Genomic DNA, 3257 nt, shown 5'->3' on the forward strand with positions numbered 1-3257 from the left:
GTGCCCTGGCCTTCGGGCCCGACGAAGAAATCGCGCATGAACGCGGCGTAATCGCTGGCCTGGATGGCGGCGCGGACACGCCGCATCAGTCGTTGGTAGTAGGCCAGGTTGTGCCAGGTGTTCAGGCGCGCCGCCAGAATCTCGCCGCAACGATACAAATGATGCAGATAAGCCCGGCTGTAGTGGGCACAGGTATAACAGTCGCAGGCGGCGTCCAGCGGCGACGTATCGTGCTTGTGCACCGCGTTCTTGATCTTGATGACGCCCTCGTGGGTGAACAGATAGCCGTTGCGGGCGTTGCGGGTCGGCATGACGCAGTCGAACATATCGATGCCGTAGGCCACCGAGGCCACTAGATCCGCCGGCGTGCCGACGCCCATGAGATAGCGCGGCGCATCGGCCGGCGTTTTCGGCAACACGCCGGCCAGCACCGCGGCCTTGTCATCCCAGCCCTCGCCGACCGACACGCCGCCGATGGCATAGCCGTCGAAGCCGATGTCCACCAGCGCGGCCATCGACTCGGCGCGCAGATCGGGAAACACGCTGCCCTGATTGATGCCGAACAGTTTGTTGTTCGAGTCGCCGTGGGCGTCGCGACAGCGCGCGGCCCAGCGCATCGACCGCTGCATCGACGCGGCCGCATCGCCCTTCGAAACGGGATAATCGGTGCATTCGTCCAGGCACATGACGATATCCGAGTTCAGCGCATGCTGGACCGCAATCGAGCGCTCGGGCGAGAGGTGCTGGCGCGAGCCGTCCAACGGCGAGCGAAAAGCGACGCCGTCCTCGGTGAGCTTGCGCATGTCGGCCAACGACCAGACCTGAAACCCGCCGGAATCGGTCAGGATCGGGCGCTCCCAGTGCATGAAACCGTGCAATCCGCCGTGAGCGCCGACGATCTCGGCGCCCGGCCGGAGCATGAGGTGGTAGGTGTTGCCGAGCACGATTTCGGCGCCCAGCGTGGTCAATTCCTCCGGCGTCATGCTCTTGACGGTGCCGTACGTGCCCACCGGCATGAACGCCGGCGTCTCGACCGTGCCGTGCGGCAGATGCAGGCGGCCGCGGCGCGCGTCGCCGTCCCGGCCCAAGGCTTCGTAAATCATGGCGGCGCAGTGTAGAGGCGCGCGCGCGGCGCGTCGATATAGGTTTGTTAGGAAACTGTAATTGAGCCGTGCACAATGCTGTCGCTAGACTGGCCGCCACTCGCTCGCCGTCGCTGCCTTGGGGGAATCGTTTGATGCCGTCCACCGTTCGTCTGTCCGGTCTGTCGTTTGCCGTCGCGGCCCTGCTGTGGAGTTCGCTGACCTGCGCGGCTTCGAACGCTGGTCTCGACAATCTGCGTGCGCTGGCCCGCCATGCCGATGTCAGTGTGCTCGTGGTGCGACTGCGCGATATGCACACGATCGCGGCGTTCAACCCCGATCAACGCCTGCGCCCGGCCTCGGTAAGCAAGCTGTTCGCGGCCTCCGCCGCCCTGCAGCAGTTCGGCCCGGAACATCGTTTCACCTCGCGTTTCGCCAGCCACGGCGCGATCAGCCATAGCACGCTCGACGGCGACCTGGTATTCGTCGGCGGCGGCGATCCGTCCCTGGATAACCGGCATCTGCGCGAACTGGTGATGCGGCTCAAGGCGCGCGGCGTGGACCAGGTCGCGGGCGATCTGGTGGTCGACGACGGCCTGTGGGGCACCGTGCCCTGCTTGATCAAAGACCGCTGCGATGCCCGCGAGCGCGCCTCGCATTCCTATAGCGCGCCGCTGTCGTCCGCCGGGGTGAACTTTGGCACCGTCATGGCCACGGTCTATCCCGGCGCGGCCGCCGGCCAGCCGACCCGTGTCGTACTGTACCCCGAAGACCTGCCGGGCTACCGGATCGACAACCGGGTCAAAACCGGCCCGGCGGGCTCCGATGCCGGCATGATCGCCTGGCGCACTTACGACGGCGGGTACTCGACATTGCATATTCGCGGCTCGCTGCCGGTCGGTTACGGGGCGTACCGCTTCCATCGCGCGGTCACCGGCGCCGCGGCCGAAACCGCGCGCGTACTTTCGGCGATGCTCGCCAACGCCGGCATTCATATCGCCGGCGCGGTCACCACGCGCAGCGGCGACGTCGAACACGAGGGCAGAACGCTGGCGCGGGTCAAAAGCGAATCACTGGCCGAGCAGTTGATCCCGATGATGGCCTACTCGAACAACTACATGGCCGACACACTGACACTGGACGTGGCGGCCGACAGCGGCTACAACCGCCCGCTCACCTTGGCGCGCGCTTCGCAGGCGCTCGAGGCCCTGTCCGAGCGCGCCAACGAATTCGCCTATCCCGAACGAAACCGGGGCAAGGCCGTGTTCGACAGCGGCAGCGGCCTGTCGCTGGGCAACAGCATCTCGGCCCGCGACTTGGTATCGCTGCTGACCTACATGTTCCATCAGACCGCCCTGTTCCCGGCGTTCTACGGCAGCCTGCCGGTACCGGTCTCCGCCCCCTCGCGCACCCTCAAGCGCGGCAACTTCGACTTCGAGACCCGGCTGGTCGCCAAGACCGGCACCCTTACCGAGCCGGTGACGGTACGCGCCCTGGCCGGCTATCTTCGCCTGTCGGACGGCGGCTTCGCAGCCTATGGCATCGTCATCAACGGCACCCAGGCCGATCCGAATCTCACCTATCACGAGACCGTGACCGCCTATCAGCACGATCTCGAATCGATCCTCGCCCGGCACTGAAATCGCGGCGGCCAGACTTTCGCATGGCGGCCAGGCACAGGTATACTCCGCGCTCGCCGTCGTGCCCGGGTGGCGGAACTGGTAGACGCGTCGGACTCAAAATCCGATTCTGGTGACAGAGTGCGAGTTCGAGTCTCGCCCCGGGCACCATAAATAACCAAAAAATCAATAATTTAAAATGGCGATTCGTAAATTTAACGTAATCAGTTACGCCAGTCTTGTTTATGGCCGCCCTCATACCGGTCCCAGCCGGGCTACATGAGCCACGTCGACACGCGGCAACTCACGGTTACGCTACTTTCGCCTGATCCGGATTGATTGTTCTGACAAGTTCAGACTTCTCCTTTCTATCTCGGTAAAGGCGGTAATCACGTTGTCGAAGTTGCGATCGGCCACGAAGCCCAGCGCTAGCGAACGCTTGGTCTCAAGGCCCCCCGGCCAGCTGTTGACGATGGATTCGATCGCGGCATCGGGTTCAAAACGCACGCGCGCCCGGGTTTCTATTCCAGCTTGGCGTTCCAGAGCGTCAAGCATT

The 3257-nt window shown here is 64.4% G+C and carries 2 protein-coding genes, 1 tRNA gene and 1 pseudogene; 2 read left to right on the forward strand and 2 right to left on the reverse strand.

Translation table 11 applies throughout. The annotated features are described in order from the left end of the window. Window positions 1-1103: tRNA guanosine(34) transglycosylase Tgt (gene tgt, locus VFJ08_RS11415; protein ID WP_324997339.1), on the reverse strand; the 1103-nt coding region annotated here is incomplete at its 3' end. 134 nt (window positions 1104-1237) lie between these two features. On the opposite strand from tgt, the gene dacB reads away from it, so the two are divergent. Together dacB and VFJ08_RS11425 are read left to right on the forward strand one after the other, a co-directional pair. Further along, entirely contained in the window at window positions 1238-2722 is a 1485-nt protein-coding gene (gene dacB / locus VFJ08_RS11420; RefSeq protein ID WP_324997340.1) for a D-alanyl-D-alanine carboxypeptidase/D-alanyl-D-alanine endopeptidase, read from the forward strand. A 63-nt stretch (window positions 2723-2785) separates the two neighbouring features. Then, window positions 2786-2872, forward strand: a tRNA-Leu gene (locus VFJ08_RS11425). A 144-nt stretch (window positions 2873-3016) separates the two neighbouring features. Here the strand turns inward: VFJ08_RS11425 and VFJ08_RS11430 are convergent. Continuing rightward, a pseudogene (locus tag VFJ08_RS11430) lies at window positions 3017-3257 on the reverse strand (hypothetical protein); the annotation flags it as partial.

Source organism: Salinisphaera sp. (assembly GCF_035690525.1).
Lineage (GTDB): Bacteria > Pseudomonadota > Gammaproteobacteria > Nevskiales > Salinisphaeraceae > Salinisphaera.

Excerpts from the sequence above, each read along its gene's own strand:
- dacB (WP_324997340.1), top strand. The coding sequence starts at position 1,238 with ATGCCGTCCACCGTTCGTCTGTCCGGTCTGTCGTTTGCCGTCGCGGCC.